Origin of the sequence: Frondihabitans sp. PhB161, from assembly GCF_003814635.1 — a bacterium.
GTDB lineage: Bacteria > Actinomycetota > Actinomycetes > Actinomycetales > Microbacteriaceae > Frondihabitans.
The window spans coordinates 1,245,245-1,262,358 of record NZ_RKQW01000001.1 but is presented as its reverse complement, the minus strand read 5'-3'; the positions used below and the strand labels follow the sequence as shown (position 1 = coordinate 1,262,358).

Below are 17,114 nucleotides of genomic sequence, written 5' to 3'. Positions count from 1 at the left end.
CCAGAGCGAAGGATCCGCCCCATGTCTTCCATCACCACCTCCCCCGAGGCCCTCACCACACCCATCACCGGCCATTACGTGACCACCCCCGCACCGCGCGACGGCGTCGTGGGCTCCTACATCAGCGGCCTCGAATCGCGCCCCTTCGCCGGGACCTACACCGGACGCACAACGCACCTGGACGTCGTCGGCTCGTATGTCGCCGCTGAGAAGGTTCAGCCGCGCTCCGCCTCGGTCTCCGTTCGATACACCTCGACCGGCTCGATCCGCCTGCCTCGCGCCGCGTAGCCGTTCTCGTCTCCTAACCGCGCCGCAGTGTCGGTGGTCTTCGATACCGTTCTGACACCATGAGCGAACCGACACCCTTCCGGCCGACCGGCACGAAGACCGAGGCCCCCGCGATGCGCTGGCAGGGTCAACGGGTCGATGCGGTCGACGGCGGTGCGCTCCCCGGTCTCGCTCAGATCACCGGCCTCGTACGGAGCGTGCAGACCCCCGAGTTCCAGGGCATCACGTTCCACGAGGTGCTCGCCAAATCCGCTCTCAACCACGTGGCGGCGACAGCCCGCGTGATGCCGGGCGAATACACGATCAACCCCTACCGCGGCTGCTCACACGCCTGTGTCTACTGCTACGCCCGACCCACCCACGAGCACCTCGGCATGGGTCTCGGAGACGACTTCGAGACGCAGATCGTCGTCAAGACCAACATCGCCGAGGTCTTGCGACGGGAGCTGTCGCGCAAACGCGTTCTGCCCGACCGGGTCGCCCTCGGCACCAACACCGACCCGTACCAGCGGGCCGAAGGGCGCTACGCGCTCATGCCCGGCATCATCGATGCCCTGACCGACGCACGAATGCCGTTCTCGATCCTCACCAAGGGCACGCTGATTCGACGCGACATCGGCCGTCTGCGTCGAGCCGCTGATCACGTCGACGTGCAGCTCGGGCTGTCCATCGCCGTGCTCGACGACGACCTCCAGCGTTCGATCGAGCCCGGCACCCCGTCAGCGACGGCCCGGCTCGAGACCCTCAAGGCGATCCGCGACGCCGGCCTCGACTGCACCGTCTTCGCGGCGCCGCTCTTGCCCGGGCTCGCCGACAGCGCCGAGCAGATCGACTCGCTCGTGGGCGCCCTGGCCGATGCCGGCGCCACCAACGTGCTGCCGACGCTCCTCTACCTCCAGCCCGGCGTGAAGGAGCTGTACTTCGCCTGGTTGCAGCGCGAGCGGCCCGACCTCGTCGCCGGCTACCGTCGCCTCTACGCCGGCGGCACCCAGGCGAGTGGCGACTACCAGAAGCTCGTCTACCGGCGCCTTCGCGATGCTCTTGTGCGGCACGGGCTGCCGATCCCGAATCGCGACACCCACGAGCTCTTCCAGCTTCGCGGCAAGCGCCCGTCGCCCGCGCCCTCCGACGCGCCCGCAGCGCCGACCCTGTTCTGACGCCGCTCGCCGGGCTGTGCGGCGGGTGGGTCGGGGTTCGGGTGCTCGCGCGCGGGGCTGGCGCTGGAGGCGGTGCAGGTGCAGGTGCAGGTGCAGGTGCAGGTGCAGGTGCAGGTGCAGGTGCAGGTGGCTGGAATACCGGTTCAGGTGGCCTTGCGAGATGGCCCAACCTCCCGCCCCGCGCGCGCCGTCCACGTAGATCAGGCCACCTCGCGCGCGCGGCGCCGCGCCGCTCGCAGAGATCGCACTTGTGGTCGCCCCCACCCGACCCCAACTGCGATCTCGACCCACGAGATGGCCGCAACTACCGCCACGCGCGCCCCAACCTGCGCAGATCAGGCCACCTCGCACACGCGTCGCCGCGTCGCTCGCCGAGATCGCACTTGTGGTCGCCCCCACCCGACCCCAACTGCGATCTCGACACGCGAGGTGGCCGAAACTACCGCCACGCGCCCCCAAACGACGTAGATCGGGCCACCTCGCGCACGCGGCGCCGCGCCGCTCGCCGAGATCGCACTTCCGGTCGCCCCCACCCGACCCCAACTGCGATCTCGACACCGGCCCCCTCGCCGCACGCCGAAGGCGCTGCGGCCGCGGTGCGGGCCGAAGGCCTCGCGCCGCGCGCGCCGAAGGCGCCAGCAAGCACCAGCAGGTTCGCCGTCCCCGAACGCCTCTCGCCCAGCGAGAAGCGTTCGAGGGCGACGAACCTACCCGCGAGCGTCGGTCGTAGCCGGAATCTCTTCTGCCCGGTCGCCGTTCTTGCGCACGGGGCGCACGTCGCCGACGATCGGCACGGCCTTCCGGTAGGCGAACCAGGCGTAGCGCGAGATGAAGTGCGCCATAGTGGTTACCCGGTTGCTGTTGCCGAGCAGGCTGTAGATGTGGATGACGATCCAGGTGTACCAGGCGAGCACGCCGGTCAGGGTGATCCCGCCGCGGAGTTGGGCGACGGCGGCGTGGCGGCCGATCGTCGCCATGGTGCCGCGGTCGTGGTACTTGAAGGCCCGGGTCGGCTTGCCTGTGAGCACGCGCGCGATCTGCTCGGCGACGTGCGCGCCTCCCTGCAGTGCCGGCTGCGCCAGCTGGTCGAGCGGCTTGGGCGTGAGCGCGATGTCGCCGACGGCGAAGATGCGGTCGTGGCCTTTGACGCGCAGGTCGGAACCGACGAGGATCCGGCCACCCGCACCCTGCTCGAGCCCCCAGCCGTCGACTTCTCCGTGTGCAGTCACTCCGGTGGCCCAGATCACGAGCTCTGCCGGAATCTCTTCGCCGGACGCGGTGACGACGCCGTTCTTGCGCACTTCGGCGACGCCGGTGTTGAGGCGGAGCTCGACGCCGCGTTTGCGGAGGGCGCCCTCCGAGTAGCGGCGCAGTCGCGGTGCGAACGGCTTGAGGAGTTCGCCGCTCCGGTGCACCAGGGTGATCGTGATGCTCTTGCGGTCGATCTCGGGATAGGCCGTCACGAGCGCCTGGTCGCGGAGCTCGGCGAGGGCGCCGGCCATCTCGACGCCGGTTGCTCCGCCGCCGACGATGACGACGCGGACCTCGGAGGTATCTTCGCGGACAGCGGCCTTTTCGAGTTGCGTGAAGAGCTCGTCGCGGATCCTGAGCGCCTGTGATCGCGAGTACATCGATTTCGCGTACTCCTTGGCGCCGGGGGTGCCGAAGTAGTTGGTGTTGACGCCGTTCGCCAGAACGAGTGCGTCGTACGAGATCTTCTCGCCGTCGGCAAGTTCGATGACCTGCGCCTCGGCATCGATGGTTTTGAGCAGCCCGTGCTGGAAGTTCGCGTTCGGCTGGGTGCTGCGGAGGCTGCGGAGGAAGTAGGTGACGTCGCCGGCGTTGAGCCCGCCGGTCGCCACCTGGTACATGAGCGGCTGGAACATGTTGTAGATGTGACGGTCGATCAGGGTCACCCGCACCGGCGCATCTTTGAGTGCCTTCAGCGTCGCGATGCCCGCGAAGCCACCTCCGATGATGACGATGTGCGGCAGCTCGGCCATTTTTCCTCTTTCTTGACGAACGAGGAGGCCGGCGAGGGCGCTGGTTCGTCGTCTTCGCTCGAAATCAACTGCAAGGGTATCCCCTGATTCGCTCGCCTTCCGAATTTGAAGGAGAAACCCGCGACGACGCCGCCCGATCCGCCTCACTTTCGGTTTTTCGGCGCGGATCTCCTTCAAATTCGGGGCTCGACTAGCCGCGACGGACGATGCGGGCCTCCCACGGGCGCAGAGTCGTCGCCTCTCCGGGGTCGGCGTAGTTGCCGAGAACCAAGGATCCGCGCCCCCACGAACCCGACCCAAGCGCCGGGGCGTCGAGCTCCTCCGACGAGAAGTTGCCCACGACGAGGAACGACTCGTCGGCGAGGGTGCGCGTGAACGCGAAGAGCGTCGGATGGTCGGGCTCGAGGAGCGTGTACGAGCCGAGAGCGACAACCTCGGACGAGTGCCGCAACGCGATGAGCCGACGGTAGTGCTCAAAGATCGAGCGATCGGACTGGCGGTCGGCGTGCACGTTGATCAGAGCGGCGTTCGGGTTCACCGCCAGCCAGGGTGAGCCCGAAGTGAAACCCGCCTCGGATCCTTCGGTCCATTGCACCGGGGTGCGCGCGTTGTCGCGCGAGCGGAACCGGAGCGACTCGAGAAGCTCTTCGGGGTCGCGGCCCTCCTCGCGCTGCTCGGCGAACCAGTTGAGCGATTCGATGTCGCGGTAGTCGTCGATCGAGGCGAATCCGGCGTTCGTCATGCCGATCTCGTCGCCCTGGTAGACGTAGGGCGTGCCCCGATGCAGGTGCAGGATCGTCGCGAGCAGAGTCGCCGACTCGAAGCGGAACTCGTCGTCGTCGCCGAAGCGGGAGACCGAGCGCGGCTGGTCGTGATTGGCGAGGTAGAGGCTGTTCCAGCCGGTGTCGGCGAGGCCTTCCTGCCAGCGGCTGAGCGAGCGCTTCAGGTCGCGGAGATCGAGCGGCACGTTGTCGAACTTCGAGGCCGGGCCGTGATCGAGCCCGACGTGCTCGAACTGGAACACCATGTCGAGCTCGAGCCGATCTGCGCCGGTGAAGAGCTTCGCGTCGTCGACAGTCACCCCGGGCATCTCGCCGACCGTGATCAGGTCGGCCTCGCGCCCGGCGAACACGCGCTCGTTCATCTCGCGCAGGTACTCGTGGATCTGCGGGCCCATCGAAAAGCCATCGCTGTCGCTCACGAGGTCGCTCTGGATCTTGGCGATGTGATTGATGACGTCCATGCGGAAGCCGTCGACTCCCCGGTCGAGCCACCAGTTCATCATCGAGTAGATCGCGTCGCGCACCTCCGGGTTCTCCCAGTTGAGGTCGGGCTGCTTGGGCGCGAAGAGGTGGAGGTAGTACTGGTCGTCGACCGATCGGTTGTCGGTCGATCGGCTGTCGGCGGGGCCGTCGGTCAATCGGTTGTCGGTCAATCGGTTGTCGGTCAATCGGTTGTCGGTCAATCGGTTGCCGGCGGGGTCGTCGGCGGCCACGAGCTGCGTCCAGGCCGGGCCGCTGAAGGCGCTGCGCCACAGGTTCGGCTCGGTGCGGCCGTCTCGGGGGCTCCGGTCGACGCCGTCGCGCCAGACGTACCAGTCGCGCTTCGGGCTCGTGCGAGACGACTTCGACTCCCGGAACCAGGCGTGCTCGTCACTCGTGTGGTTGACGACGAGGTCCATCACGAGTTTGAGGCCGCGCTCGTGCATCTCGGCCAGCAGCAGGTCGAACTCGTCGAGGGTGCCGAAGAGCGGGTCGATGTCGCGGTAGTCGCTGATGTCGTAGCCGTTATCGGCCTGCGGCGAGGTGTAGATGGGCGACAGCCAGACCACGTCGACACCCAGGTCGACGAGGTGGTCGAGGTGCTGCCGAATTCCACCGAGATCGCCGATGCCATCACCATTGGAGTCGGCGAAGCTGCGGGGGTAGATCTGGTAGACGACGGCCTTCGTCCACCAGGCGGGCGCGGGTGCTGCTGCGGGTGTGGCGGGCGACTGGGCTGACTCGTCGGCGAGGCTCATTCGTCAAGCCTAGGCGCGGGCCCCCTGCAAATTTGAAGGAGAAACGCGCTGCCGACCCCCGCCGATCGGCATGAGTCCGTTCGCCCGGGCGCGGATCTCCTTCAAATTCGGGTCAGGCGGCAGCTGCGGCGGCGGGCGCGAACTGGGCAGCGCGGCGCGCAGGGCGCAGGCTGACGCGGAACGACCGCGGCACGTCGGCCCCCGCGGCGATGAGCTCGCGGCCGTCGCGCGGGTCGCGAAGCGGCAGCTCACCCGAGAACAGCGGCACGGTGGTGTACCCGGCGGCGGCTTCGCGGGCTGTGACGAGGGGCAGCGCGCGGCGGCTCAGGGGCAGTGCGATCGCACCGGCGAGCAGCAGCACGAGCGGCAGACCCACGGGCGAGAGGTCGGCTCGGCCACTGGCGGCGACCGCCAGCACGGCCCCGACCAGGCTGAGCACGCCGAGGCCCACGCACGCGACGGCGACCACGGTGACGAGGGACCAGATGTAGGCGGAGGTGCCGCGGACGAGTCCGGTGACGGGGTTCATGCGCAGCTCACTTCTGCCGGGTGACGAGCCGCAGGATCCTGCGCTCCTCAGCCAGATTAGGCACCGCCCGCAACCCGGCGCGCCTCCACGTTGGGGTGGCACCCGCGCGGGGGATGCTCGCGAGGCCGGCATCGACCCGCATGATCGGCACCGACCCGCGCGACCGGCACCGACCCGCGCGACCGGCCCACACCCGCGCGATCGGCACAGACCCTCGTCGCCGGCAGTCGAGGTGGCCCTAGGTCCACCTCAGCAGCCGACTGCGAGGGTCTAGCCGGAGGATGCCCCGCTCAGGCAAGGCCGAGCTGCCGCAGGATGCCCTGCTCGTCGGTCGAGCCCCACCGGTCGGAGGCCTTGCCGTCGGTGAAGCCGATCACCTGCACGTTGCGCACAGTGAAGCGCTTGCCGGTCGCTGCGTGCCCATGGTACTCGCCGGTGTGGGTGGCCGAGAGGTCGGCGATGGTGATGTACTTCGTCGGCGTCACGATCGTTTCGAGCTCGGTGCGCTCGACGTCGCTGAACGAGGTGCCGAACTGCTCCCAGAACCAGGCGATTCCGCCTCCTCCGGCGGGCTGACCGTCGGCGGGGTCGTGGTCGACGAAATCGACGTCGAACCGGTCGCCCATCTCGAGCGAGGTGTCGCGCATCCGCGCCAGCGCGTCGATGGTGGCCTGGCCGCCCTCGGTGATCTCGGTTGCCATGGTGGATCCCTTCTCGCCGTGCCCGCGTGGCGACGGCTGTCGTCTTCGCCGAGTCAACGCCCCGCGTTGTTTATGGGATCAGGATCCGGGGGACGCCGCTCGGCTAGGCGACCTCGCCGCGCAACGTCTCGCGGTCACACCCGCGCGCCGCGGCAGGTGGGCCAATCCGCGAGACGCAGTACGGCGAGCGGCGAGCGGCGAGCGGTCAGGCACCCTGCACGTCGAACGCATCCGCCCGCGCGGGGCCGAGGTCGGCGAGGGCGGCGAACGCCGGGCTAGGCGCGTCGACCTCGGTTTCGAACAGTACGAGCTCGTTGATACCCGACCGGGTCGCCGGGCCGGGTACGTAGAGGGTGCGCTGCGGCCCGTCGCTCCAATACCGCCCGAGCGGGAACCCGTTCACGAACGCGACGCCCTTGCCGAGGCCACCGCTGTCGAGGAACAGGTCGGCGGGAGCCCCGAGCGAAAACTCGAAGCGCGCGATACCGGGCCCGACGAGAGGCGAAGAAGACACCAAAGGATCCGCCCCGGCCCCGCTCGCTGCCAGCAGATCGAGGTCGAGCGGAAGTGCGGTCCACTCGGCGGTGCGTCCGTCCACCGTGACCTCGCCGATCAGCCCCTTGGGCTCGCCGATCCGCTGGTCGTAGTTGACCCGCCCCTGGTCTTCCAGCAGCACGATGAGCTCGGCGCCCGCGGGCAGGGCCAGGCGTCGATCGCCGCGGGCCCGCTCGAGCACGCCGATGCGAGCTCCGTCGACGAAGACGATGGCGCGGTCGCGCACCTCGCCGACCTCGAGCACGTGGCCGCGGGACTCGCCCGACGTTGGCGAGCCGGCGTCGGGCAGCGCCGCACGGAGCACGAGGTAGCCGCGGTAGACGCCGAGCTCGTCGAAGGTCGGTGCGGCGGACGCGCGGGCGAAATGGCCGAGTCGACCGAGGACGCCGAGCAGAGGCGTCGACCCGGCCATCTCGACGACCGGCACGGGTGCTGGGGTGTGAGCCGTCGGATCCTCGATGCTCCTGGGGTCGTCGAAGTCGAGATCGGGCACGTCGGTGTACTTCGCGAAGACCTCGCGGAAGGCGAAGTACTTCTCAGTGAGCCGGCCCGCCTCGTCGATCGGTGCGTCGTAGTCGTAGCTCGTGATGGTCGGCTCGTAGACGCCCTTGTCGTTGGCCCCGTTCGTGAAGCCGAAGTTCGTGCCGCCGTGCACCATATAGAGGTTGACCGACGCCCCGAGGGCGAGCAGCTCGTCGAGATCGCGCGCCTGCGCCTCGGCGGGCGTGGTGTGGTGCACGCCGCCCCAGTGGTCGAACCAGCCGTTCCAGTACTCGGAGCTCATCAGCGGCCCCGTCGGCTGCGCGGCCCGCAGGGTGGCGAGGCGTTCGGGGCTGCGGGAGCCGAACGAGCCGGTCTTCAGCAGGTCGGGCAACGAGCCGTTGCGGAGCATGTCGGGCTCGGGCTGGTCGACCGTGGTGAGTGGAACGTCGATACCGGCGTCGCGGGTGAGGTCGACAAGGGCGCGGAGGTAGGCGGCGTCGGAGCCGTACGCTCCGTACTCGTTCTCGATCTGGACGAGCACGACCGGCCCGCCGTGGTCGATCTGCCTCGGCACGACGATCTCGTAGACGCGCCGGAGATAGGTCTCGACGGCCGCCAGGAAGAGGGGCTCGGAGCGTCGGACGCCGACGCTGGGGTCGCGGAACAGCCAGCCCGGAAGGCCGCCGTTGTCGTACTCGGCGCAGATGTAGGGGCCGGGCCGGACGATGGCGTGCATTCCGGCCTCGTGCACGAGATCGAGGAAGGCGCCGAGGTCGAGCCGGCCGTCGGTGATCCACTCGTCGGGCGTCGGTGCGTGGTCGTTCCACGGCACGTACGTCTCGATGGTGTTGAGGCCGAGGAGCCGGGCCTTGTGGATGCGATCGGCCCAGTGCTCGGGGTGGATGCGGAAGTAGTGGAGAGCCCCGGAGAGGATCCGATGCGGGCGCCCGTCGAGGAGGAAGGCGTCGTCGCCGATCGTGAAGCGGCTCGTGGTCATGGGGTCTCTCTCAGAGTCGGAGGACGGAGAACGGGTGCGACCGAGGTGGTCGCACCCGCTCCGTGACTGTGGTGCTGGTCGAACGCAGTGCTGGTGGGGCTACTTGGCCGTGACGGTGAAGCCCTGCTCGTTGCCGTACTTCACGAGCGCCGTCTGCCAGGCCTTCAGACCGGTGTTGATGTCGGAGAAGTCGGCGTACGACTGACCGACGGTGTCGGCGTAGATGCTGTTCGCGTAGACCTGGAAGGGCAGGTACTTCCAGCCGGAGGCGACCGAGTCGGACGAGCTCTTGAGCACCTCGTTGATGGCCTGTCCACCGAAGTAGTCGGGCTTCGTGGCGAGGAATTCACTCGAGTCGAGCGTGGCGGTCGTCGACGGGAATCCGCCCGAGGCGAGGAACGTGTTGACGCTCTCGTCGCTCGAGTTCAGCCACTTCACGAATCCGGCCGCGAGGGCCTGGTTCTTCGACTGCTTCATGACGACCTGTGCGCCACCGCCGTTCTCGGCCGTGACAGCGGTCTTGCCGTCGTAGGTCGGGATCGGAGCGACAGCCCAGTCACCCGAGCCGGCCTTGGCACCCGACTCGATGACGCCGGGGAACCAGGCACCGGTGATCTGGGTCGCGATCTCGCCGCCGGCGAGCTGCTTGTACCAGTCGTCGGTGAAGCCGGGGGTCTGGGCGAGGAGCTTGTTCTCGACGAGCTCGTTCCAGGTGTCGGCCCACTTCTTGGTGCCCGCATCCTGCAGGTTGATCGACACCTTGCTGCCGTCGACCTCGAACGGACGGCCGCCGGCCTGCCAGATCATGCTCGTCGTGAACCCGGCGTCGCCGGTGTCGGAGTTGATGTAGGCCTTGGGGTCGGCCTTGTGCAGCTTCTTCGCGGCGGCGATGTACTCGTCCCACGTCTTCGGCACCTGGATGGAGTACTTCTCGAAGAGCGTCTTGTTGTAGAACATGGCCATGGGGCCGGAGTCCTGAGGCAGGCCGTAGAGCTTGCCGTCGAGCGACACCGAGCCCCAGGTGCCGCTGGTGTACTTGCTCTTCAGGTCGTTGAAGCCGTACTGGGTGAGGTCGGTCAGCGAGTCGGCGAGAGCGAACTGGGGCAGCGCGAAGTACTCGACCTGAGCGACGTCGGGCGCCCCGGATCCTGCCTTGACGGAGTTCTGGAGCTTCGTGTACTCGTCGGTGCCGGTACCGGCGTTGACGAGCTTGACGGTGACCTTCGGGTAGGCCTTCTCGAAGGCCTTGACCTGGGCTGCCGCGGACGGGGTCCACGACCAGTAGGTCAGGGTTCCGCCGGCTTTGAGGGCGGCGTCGACCTGGCCGGCGTTTCCGCCGTCGTTCGACGATCCGCCGCCGCTGTTCGAGCAGCCGGTGAGAGCTGCGGTTACTGCGATCGTGGTGACTGCGGCACCGACGATCGTCCTCAAGCGCTTGTGCATGAGGGGTCCTTTCACTTCGTTGTGTGGGTAGGGAGGGTGGGAATGACTCGTGTGGGTTGGTGAGGGGAGTGGAGGGATTGCTGGGGGGAGGAGGAGAAACTGCTGGTCTACTGCTTCACGCCGCCGGCGCCGAGGCCCGACTGCCAGTAGCGCTGGAGGAGCAGGAAGATGATGACGATCGGCACGATCGTGATCAGCGAGCCGGTGACGACCAGGTTGTAGATCGGGTCGGCGGCGACGCCGTTCGCCTGCTGCGACCACTGGTTGAGGCCGACGGTCAGCGGGTACCACTTCGGGTCGCTGAGCATGATGAGCGGGAGGAAGTAGTTGTTCCAGGTCGCGACGACCGAGAACAGCAGCACCGTGACGATACCGGGCGTCAGCAGCCGGATGGCGATCGTGAAGAAGATGCGGATCTCACCCGCGCCGTCGATACGGGCCGCTTCGAGCAGTTCTTCGGGGATCGCGTCGACCGCATACGTCCAGACCAGGTAGAGGCCGAACGGGCTGATGAGCGACGGAAGGATGATCGCCCACGGGGTGTTCGTCAGGCCGATGTTCGAGAAGAGCAGGAACGTCGGCACGGCAAGGGCCGTACCCGGGATGGCGATCGAGCCGAGCACGATGGCGAACACCGCACGTCGACCGGTGAAGCGGAACTTCGCGAGACCGTAGCCGGCGAGGGTCGCGAGCAGCGTCGCTCCCCCGGCACCGACCACCACGTAGAGCAGCGTGTTGCGGAACCAGGTGACGAAGATGCCGCCGTTGTAGGTGAAGACCTGCTGGATGTTGTCGAACAGGTGGAAGCCGTCGCCGAACCAGAGACCGAACGACGCCAGCAGGGAGTCTTGCGACTTCGTCGAGTTGACGACGAGGTAGAACAGCGGCACGAGCGAGTAGACGAGGAAGATCACCATGATCGCGGTGAGGCCGCGCGACTTCTTCTCGCGGTAGCCACTGGGGCCGGGCCGGTCACGACGAGAGCGTTTCGACGGACCGCCGGATCCTCGGCCCTGTTCTTCGGGGATGACCTCGGGGCTGGTCAGGGTGCTCATCGGTTCTCCTGTCGCGTGCCGCGGACCTGGACGATGTAGGCAATGACGGCGGTGATGACGCCCATCACGATCGCGACGGTGGCGGAGTAGTTGAACTGCTGGCCGGCGAACGAGAGGTTGTAGGCGTACATGTTCGGGGTGAAGAAGGTGCCGATCACGTTCGGCGCCAGGGTCTTGAGCAGGTTGGGCTCGTTGAAGAGCTGGAAGCTGCCGATGATCGAGAAGATCGAGGCGATCACGATTGCGCCGCGGAGAGCCGGGAGCTTGATCGAGATGATCGTGCGGAGGCTGCCGGCACCGTCGAGCGACGCCGCCTCGTAGAGTTCGGCCGGGACGACGCGGAGGGCCGCGAAGAAGATGATCATGTTGTAGCCCAGGAACTCCCAGGTCACGATGTTGCCGATCGACGTCAGGATCCAGGTCGAGGTGAACGGCTTGAGCAGGTCGCTGCCGAGCAGATCGTTGAACGAGCCGGTGAGGCCGAACTGCGGGCCGTAGATGAAGCCCCAGATGAGGGCTGCGACGACACCAGGCACCGCGTAGGGCAGGAAGATCGCGATTCGGAAGAAGCTCGCGGCGTGGAGTCGAGCACTGTCGAGGGCGAGAGCCGCGACCAGTGCCAGAACGAGCATCACCGGCACCTGGATCACCAGGAAGATCAGCACGCGCCCGAAGCTCGACCAGAACTTCGAGTCTTGGAGCAGCTGGATGTAGTTGGCGAGGCCTACGAAGTGGTTGCCGCCGATCAGCTGGTCGCGGAACAGGCTCAGGTAGATCGCGTAGCCGATCGGCACGATCAACATAAGGATCAGCACCACCATGAACGGAGCAACGAACATCCAGCCCGTCTGCTTGCCGCGGCCCGTGCGCCGGCGCTTGCGAGGCGTCGGCTCGAGCCGTGCCGCCTTGGCGCCCGTCAGGGTTCCAGAACTCATCGAAACTTCCTCGTCTCCACGATGTTTACGTCAACATCACCGAGGCGACGGTAGCATGGCAACGTCAACATCGCCACCGACCTGGAGGAAATCGTGACCTCAGCGACACCTTCACCGGCCGCGGGCTCCGCACCTTCACCCGACGAGGGCCCTGCCGTGGGCTCCGCTTCGGGCCCGGCCGCGAAGAAGGCCTCCGCCGCAGACGTGGCGCGCCACGCGGGCGTGTCGATGCAGACCGTTTCGCGTGTCGCCCGCGATCTCGAGAACGTCCAGCCCGCTACCCGCGACCGGGTGCGCGCCTCGATGGTCGAGCTCGGCTACAGCCCGAACCGTGCGGCCCGCGCCCTCCGATCGGGCCGGTTCCACACGATCGGCGTGATCATGTTCACGCTCTCGTCGTTCGGCAACACGAAGTTCTTGGAGGCCATCGCCGAGGCCGCGGGTCTGGTCGGCTACACGATCACCCTCCTTCCCGTCTCGCAGCGCACCCGCGGAGAGGTCACCGGCGCCATCGCGCGGCTCTCCGAGCAGGCCGTCGACGGAGTCGTCATCGTCATCGAGGCCGACCTGCTCTCCGAAGACGACGTCGATCTGCCCGCCGACGTGCCGGTCGTGATCATCGACTCCAGCCGCCTCAGCGAACGTCCATTCATCGACACCGACCAAGCCCTCGGCGCCCGGCTGGCCACCCAGCACCTGCTCGACCTGGGCCACGAGACCGTGTGGCACATCGCCGGGCCGCCGACCTTCTACGCGGCCAGGCGTCGCGAGGCCGCCTGGCGCGAGGTGCTCGAGTCGCACGGTCGCGAGGTGCCTCCCCCGTTCACCGGTGACTGGAGCACAGGATCCGGCTACCGCGCAGGCCTCGAAATCGCCCGCCGCCCCGACATCACCGCCGTCTTCGTCGCGAACGACGGAATGGCCCTCGGCCTCCTGCGCGCATGCCACGAGCTCGGCAGGGAAGTGCCGTCGACCCTGAGCATCGTCGGCTTCGACGACATGACGGAGTCGGAGTCGTTCTGGCCGCCGCTCACGACCATCCACCAGCACTTCGACGAGGTCGGTCGGTCGTCGGTCGCGATGCTCGTGGCGCAGATCGAGCGGACGACGCCGGCGCCGGTGACGATGGTGCCGGTCGACCTGGTTGTGCGGGCGAGCACGGCGCCACCGCCCTGCGTCTGAGCCGCTGCGCTGACCGATCTGGTGCCGAGTGCCGCCTAATGCCGCCGGCGGGGGCCCGCACGCGGCATATGGCGGCACTCGGTGCCCCTGAAGCCGCGCGTCCTCGGATCCTTCGTTCGTGAGTGCGCACCGGTGTCGCCGAGTACCGTCTAATGCCGCCGGCGGGGGCCCTCAGACGGCATATGGCGGCACTCGCTGCACGAGCCCGCGGCACCGGTGCCCGACCCGACTCGCGAGTGCCGCCTTATGCCAACGGCGGGCCGCCAGGCACCGCATAAGGCGGCACTCGACGGCCCGCCGCGCGAGCAGAACCGGTCAGTCGACCTTGGCGGCCGCCGTCTTGATCATGGCGACGTACTTGTCGAGCGCGTACGGCAGGCTCAGCGGCGTGATGACGGTGGAGGCCATCGCGAGCTGCTGGTTGACGTTCGGCACGTACGAGCCGCGCTTCACAGCCGGGATCGACGCGTAGAGGGGCTGCTTCTCGATCTGCTTCTGGTTGGCCTCGTCGTTGAACCAGGTGAAGACGATGTCGGTCTTGTCGAGCAGATTGGCCTTCTCGAGGCCGATCGTCGAGACGAAGGTGCCGGCGGTCTTCGGCAGAGCCGCGGCCGTCTTCTCCTGCGTCAGGCCGAGACCCGCGATGATGTCGACGCGCGGGTCGCCCTTCTGGTAGATCGACAGCGAGCCCGGCTCGGCGGCGTAGATGTAGGTGAAGTTGTACTTCGCGAAGTCGGGGTTCTCAGCGGCCGTCTTGGCGAGGGTCGTCTTGATGCCCGCGATCTGGTCGGCGGCCTTGTCGCTCTCGCCGAGCACCTTGCCGATGATCGTCATCTCGTCGCTCCACGAGGTGCCCCAGGCCTCACCGGGGTAGGCGACGGTCGGCGCGAGGGCGCTGAGCGTCTTGTACTGCTTCGCCGTGATACCCGACTGCGGGGCGATGATCACGTCGGGGTTCAGCTCGGCGAGGGCCGTCATGTCGATGTCGGGGTAGACCGCGAAGGTCTTGGGCAGAGCGTCGCCGCGCTTCTCGATGGCCGAGGTGACCCAGGGGTAGTTCTTCTCGGAGTCGCCACCCCAGGTGACCTCCTCGATGCCGACAGGCGTGGTGCCGAGCGAGACGACCGTGTCGGCCGCACCCCAGCCGATGGTGACGACGCGCTTGGGCTTCGACTCGATGGTCGCGCTGCCGAGGGCCGACTTGATCGTGACCGGGAAGGCGTCAGAGGCCGATGCGCCCGACGTGCTGCCGGATCCTGCGTCGGACGACGTGCTGCAGGCCGCGAGGGAGAACGCCAGGGCTGCTGCGGCCACGACGGCGATTCCTCGGCGGAGAAGTTTCTGAGACAAGGGATGGTGCCTTTCGGATTGGGTGCCGTGCCACCGTATTAGGTAAGGCTTACTTAGGCAAGCCTGACCTAACGGCGTCGAGAGACCCGTGCGCGTCGAGAGACCCGGGCGCGAAAGACCTAGCCCCGGCCCGCGACGACGGCCAGCAGCGGCGCCATCCGTCGCGGCACGACCTCGGAGAGCGCGATCGTGGTGTTGGTGCGGACGATTCCGCGGATCCTGAGGATCGCCCCCGTCACGCGCCGCAGATCGTCGGTCGACGACGCGACCACCCGCGCGAGCATGTCGCTGTCGCCCGTGATCGCGTGAACCTCGACGACCTCGGGCAGCGCGAGGAGGCCCGCGACGGCGTGCTCCTCGTCGGCCTGGCTGATCGCGATCGACACGAACGCCATCAGCGGGCGACCGAGCGACGCCGGGTCGAGGCGTCGGCTCTGAGCGCCGAGCACTCCGTCGTCGACCAGCCGCCGTCGCCGGGAGTGCACGGTGGTGCGCGAGATGACGAGGGCTCGGGCGAGGGCCACGTCAGAGATGTCAGGATCCGAATCCAAGACCTGGATGAGTCGAGCGTCAACAGAATCGATGGTCACCTAGGCATTCTGCAGGACGTTGGGCGTTTTGCAACCCATTCTGCGCAACAGTGCCCTGGTGAGTTGCGCGAACATGGCCCGCTACCCAGCATTGAGGCCGTGACCCGGATCCTCGATGCCTCGACCGCCGCCCTCGCCGCGACCCCGCCTGAATCGAGGCACTCCGTGCTCGAAGACGTGATGGGTATCGCGACCGGCACGCTTGCCGCATCGCTCGGCCTCTCTCTGCTCAAGACGGCCGGTGTCGTCACGGGCGGCACCGCCGGGCTCTCGCTGCTGATCAGCTACGCCGCGCCGATCCCGTTCGGGGTGCTGTTCTTCGTCGTCAACGCCCCGTTCTTCGTGCTGGCCCTCTGGAAGAAGGGATGGCTGTTCACCCTCAAGACGGCGATCTCGGTCGCTCTCGTCTCCGTGCTGTCGTCGGTGCACGTCGCCGCCCTCGACGTGTCGAACCTGTCGCCGGTGTACGCGGTGATCGTCGGGAACGTGCTGGCGGGCCTCGGCATGATCGTGCTGTTCCGGCACGGGGCGAGCCTCGGCGGATTCAACATCGTCGCCCTGATCGCGCAGGAGCGTCTCGGCTGGCGGGCCGGCTACGTGCAGATGGCGTTCGACGTCGCCGTCGTGCTGGCCGCACTCACTGTCGTGCCGGCTTGGCTCGTGTTGCTGTCGGCCGTCGGCGCCGTCGTCATCAACCTGATGATCGCGCTCAATCACCGGCCCGGGCGCTACTCGGGCGTGCCGCGCTGGAAGTAGGGAGCGGCTGCGGCTGCGCTGGTCGCCGGAGCGGCGCTGGCCGTGGCGCGGCGCCGACCGCCAGCGAGCGCTAGCGTGACAGCCATGGCCGACACGTTCGACATCCTGCACCTGAGCGACACCCACCTCGCGGCCGGCGACACACGCCACTACGGCCAGGTGGATACACGCGAGCAGCTCGACCTCGTTCTGGCCCGAGCGTCGACGATCGCCCGCCTCGACCTCGTCGCCTGCACCGGCGACCTCTCGGACGACGGATCACCCGAGTCGTACCGCCACCTCCGCGACACCGTCGAACCCTGGGCTGCAGCCCGCGGCGCCCGCGTCGCCTACGCGATGGGCAACCACGACCTCCCGGACGGATTTCGCGAGGTCTTGGCCCCCGGCGCCGACCCGCTTCGAGGCGTCATCGACGTCGACGGTGTTCGGGTTATCACGCTCGACACGTCGATCCCGGGCAAAGGCTACGGCCGGGTCGGGGCCGAGCAGCTGGCCTGGCTCGCCGGCATCCTCGCCACGCCCGCCCCACGCGGAACCGTGATCGCCATGCACCACCCGCCGGTCTCCGCCGAGACCCCGCTGCTCGCGGCCCTCGAACTCCAGGATCCGACGGAGTTCGCCGCCACCATCACCGGAACCGACGTCCGCCTGGTGCTCGCCGGCCATTACCACCTCGCGCTCCTGGACGAGCTCGCGGGGGCCCGCGTCGTCGTCAGCGGCGGCGTCACCAACCAGGCCGACCTCTTTGCCGCGCCCGGCACCGAGGGGGCCTTTCGGGGTAGTGCGGCGAGCGTCGTGAAGCTCCGGGCTGACGGGACCACTCGGATCCTGCCGTTTACCGCCCCCGCCGGCGCCCCGGTCTTCGACCTCGATGCGGCGACTGTGGCGAGTATCGCGGCGGAGGCCGGCCCAGCGTCGGCGTAGCGCTTGCAAATTTGAAGGAGAAACTGCCGCTCGACCCCGCCGGATCGTGATGTTTCCGTTCGCGCCGACGCGTTTCTCCTTCGAATTTGCAGCTGCCGGGCCGCCGCACCTGCTCCTCGCCGAGATCGCAGTAGTGGTCGGGTGCA

General features: G+C 68.0%; 15 protein-coding genes. 5 read left to right on the top strand and 10 right to left on the bottom strand.

Annotated elements, in window-relative coordinates; genetic code table 11:
• Window positions 1–21: 21 nt before the first annotated feature.
• Window positions 22–288: a hypothetical protein gene (locus tag EDF39_RS06090; protein ID WP_123941336.1), complete on the top strand. Its 267-nt coding sequence runs from the start codon at window positions 22–24 to the stop codon at window positions 286–288.
• Window positions 289–401: 113 nt separating this feature from the next.
• Complete coding sequence (locus EDF39_RS06085; protein ID WP_123942327.1) at window positions 402–1,445, top strand: Rv2578c family radical SAM protein; 1,044 nt, start codon at window positions 402–404, stop codon at window positions 1,443–1,445.
• A 707-nt stretch (window positions 1,446–2,152) separates the two neighbouring features.
• On the opposite strand, the gene EDF39_RS06075 is transcribed toward EDF39_RS06085, so the two are convergent.
• The 8 genes from EDF39_RS06075 to EDF39_RS06040 all read right to left on the bottom strand — a co-directional run bounded on the left by EDF39_RS06075 (window position 2,153) and on the right by EDF39_RS06040 (window position 12,166).
• Complete coding sequence (locus tag EDF39_RS06075; RefSeq protein WP_199726151.1) at window positions 2,153–3,448, bottom strand: NAD(P)/FAD-dependent oxidoreductase; 1,296 nt, start codon at window positions 3,446–3,448, stop codon at window positions 2,153–2,155.
• Window positions 3,449–3,638: 190 nt separating this feature from the next.
• Window positions 3,639–5,468, bottom strand: a complete 1,830-nt coding sequence (locus tag EDF39_RS06070) for an alpha-glucosidase (RefSeq protein ID WP_123941334.1) — start codon at window positions 5,466–5,468, stop codon at window positions 3,639–3,641.
• A 112-nt stretch (window positions 5,469–5,580) separates the two neighbouring features.
• Window positions 5,581–5,997, bottom strand: coding sequence for a hypothetical protein (locus tag EDF39_RS06065; RefSeq protein WP_123941332.1), 417 nt, complete (start codon window positions 5,995–5,997; stop codon window positions 5,581–5,583).
• Between the two features lie 290 nt (window positions 5,998–6,287).
• Window positions 6,288–6,698 carry an ester cyclase gene (locus EDF39_RS06060; protein ID WP_123941330.1) on the bottom strand — a complete coding sequence of 137 codons (411 nt, stop codon included), beginning with the start codon at window positions 6,696–6,698 and terminating at the stop codon, window positions 6,288–6,290.
• A gap of 205 nt (window positions 6,699–6,903) precedes the next feature.
• A complete protein-coding gene (locus EDF39_RS06055) occupies window positions 6,904–8,733 on the bottom strand; it encodes a beta-galactosidase family protein (protein WP_123941328.1) in 1,830 nt (609 codons plus the stop codon).
• 99 nt (window positions 8,734–8,832) lie between these two features.
• Window positions 8,833–10,176 (bottom strand): sugar ABC transporter substrate-binding protein, encoded by a 1,344-nt coding sequence (locus EDF39_RS06050; RefSeq protein WP_123941326.1) that lies wholly within the window; start codon window positions 10,174–10,176, stop codon window positions 8,833–8,835.
• A gap of 107 nt (window positions 10,177–10,283) precedes the next feature.
• Entirely contained in the window at window positions 10,284–11,231 is a 948-nt protein-coding gene (locus tag EDF39_RS06045) for a carbohydrate ABC transporter permease (RefSeq protein WP_123941324.1), read from the bottom strand.
• Window positions 11,228–12,166, bottom strand: a complete 939-nt coding sequence (locus EDF39_RS06040; RefSeq protein WP_055960402.1) for a carbohydrate ABC transporter permease — start codon at window positions 12,164–12,166, stop codon at window positions 11,228–11,230. Before EDF39_RS06040 ends, EDF39_RS06045 begins: the two co-directional genes overlap by 4 nt.
• A gap of 156 nt (window positions 12,167–12,322) precedes the next feature.
• Here EDF39_RS06040 and EDF39_RS06035 point away from each other — a divergent pair, with 156 nt between their 5' ends.
• The gene (locus EDF39_RS06035; protein ID WP_233572986.1) at window positions 12,323–13,348 is read left to right on the top strand and encodes a LacI family DNA-binding transcriptional regulator; all 1,026 of its coding nucleotides are present in this window, start codon (window positions 12,323–12,325) and stop codon (window positions 13,346–13,348) included.
• 315 nt (window positions 13,349–13,663) lie between these two features.
• Here EDF39_RS06035 and EDF39_RS06030 read toward each other — a convergent pair whose 3' ends face one another.
• Together EDF39_RS06030 and EDF39_RS06025 are read right to left on the bottom strand one after the other, a co-directional pair.
• Window positions 13,664–14,698 (bottom strand): iron-siderophore ABC transporter substrate-binding protein, encoded by a 1,035-nt coding sequence (locus EDF39_RS06030; RefSeq protein ID WP_055960407.1) that lies wholly within the window; start codon window positions 14,696–14,698, stop codon window positions 13,664–13,666.
• A 119-nt stretch (window positions 14,699–14,817) separates the two neighbouring features.
• Window positions 14,818–15,288, bottom strand: a complete 471-nt coding sequence (locus EDF39_RS06025; protein WP_199726150.1) for an Lrp/AsnC family transcriptional regulator — start codon at window positions 15,286–15,288, stop codon at window positions 14,818–14,820.
• Between the two features lie 180 nt (window positions 15,289–15,468).
• On the opposite strand from EDF39_RS06025, the gene EDF39_RS06020 reads away from it, so the two are divergent.
• Together EDF39_RS06020 and EDF39_RS06015 are read left to right on the top strand one after the other, a co-directional pair.
• The gene (locus EDF39_RS06020; RefSeq protein WP_084816162.1) at window positions 15,469–16,044 is read left to right on the top strand and encodes a YitT family protein; all 576 of its coding nucleotides are present in this window, start codon (window positions 15,469–15,471) and stop codon (window positions 16,042–16,044) included.
• Window positions 16,045–16,128: 84 nt separating this feature from the next.
• On the top strand, window positions 16,129–16,968 hold the full coding sequence (locus EDF39_RS06015; RefSeq protein ID WP_123941322.1) for a metallophosphoesterase: 840 nt from the start codon (window positions 16,129–16,131) through the stop codon (window positions 16,966–16,968).
• The last annotated feature ends 146 nt before the right edge of the window (window positions 16,969–17,114 follow it).